1 pseudogene is annotated in these 1,128 nt (G+C 39.3%); it reads right to left on the bottom strand.

What is annotated here, in order from left to right:
* Positions 1-497, bottom strand: a pseudogene (locus HCUR_RS00620) (transketolase); the annotation flags it as partial.
* Positions 498-1,128 lie beyond the last annotated feature (631 nt).

Genomic DNA, 1,128 nt, shown 5'->3' with positions numbered 1-1,128 from the left:
TCTTGAGCTACCCCTTCCATTAAACACCCATCCCCTAGCATAACGTAGGTGTGGTGATTCACGAGGTCTTGACCAAATTCTTTGCGCAACAAAGATTCACTGAGTGCCATCCCCACACCGTTAGCTATCCCTTGTCCTAGAGGTCCCGTAGTAACTTCCGTTCCCAGAGGATGTCCCCGTTCAGGATGACCTGGAGTTTGACTCCCATACTGACGATACCGTTTTAGTTCCTCTAAGGAAAGCGCACCCCACATATACAGCACTGTATACCATAACAATGCACCATGGCCAGCTGAAAGTACGAAGCGATCTCGATCTGGCCATTGAATATCTTCAGGGTCCCATCTTAAGTGAAAAGAGGCAAGAACCGCCATAACATCTGCCATCCCCATAGCCATTCCTGGATGGCCCGAGCCGGCGCGTTCCACACTATCCATAGCCAAAATTCTTAAAGCTTGCGCTGCTCTGGGAAGAAAGTTTTGTGGCTCTTTTAACATATAAGTGATGTATTGATTGGTTAACTTTAATATTAGCAAAATTTTTGAACTAATCTACCTAACTATCCCAGTTAGAGTTTTTTTTCTGCTTTGGTGTGTCAAAAAAGAAAATAGGCATTTTTAGAGTGTATTCTTAGACGGTTTTGCCATTTAGAATAAAAGGAGATTGTAATTAAAGCGTTGTAACGTGAGTGAGTAAAAGGCTATAAGATTTAAGAAAAGATCAATGGATTAAACATAGTTTTCTTGGTAAAAGGAGGGTATAAAGAGCAAAGCTTATGAAGAATAAAGAATTTATAAGCCCCTGTCTTCAGAATTTAAAATAAATAGATTAAAAGATATGGATAGGAGAAAAAAGAACACCCTATCCAAGTCATTTAATAGATGAAAAAAAGACTTTAATTGAAGATCATTTTAAACCACCAATGATGGGAAAAGCCGCAAACATAGCCCAAGACCATTGATGAATTTTCATATTGATGAGATGAAACTGGGATCCCCATGGTGTTTCTTATAAAGAATATCTACCCTAGAAAACAGTTTATAGTTTTTATAAAAGCACCAAAGATAAAAGAGTCTGGACAAAAAAAGATAGGAGCGCTTGTGAATCCCAGTCCCATGAAACTGGGGA

The sequence above is a fragment of the Holospora curviuscula genome (assembly GCF_002930195.1).
In the GTDB taxonomy this organism is placed as follows: Bacteria; Pseudomonadota; Alphaproteobacteria; order Holosporales; family Holosporaceae; genus Holospora; species Holospora curviuscula.
This window is presented reverse-complemented; position numbering and strand designations above follow the sequence as displayed.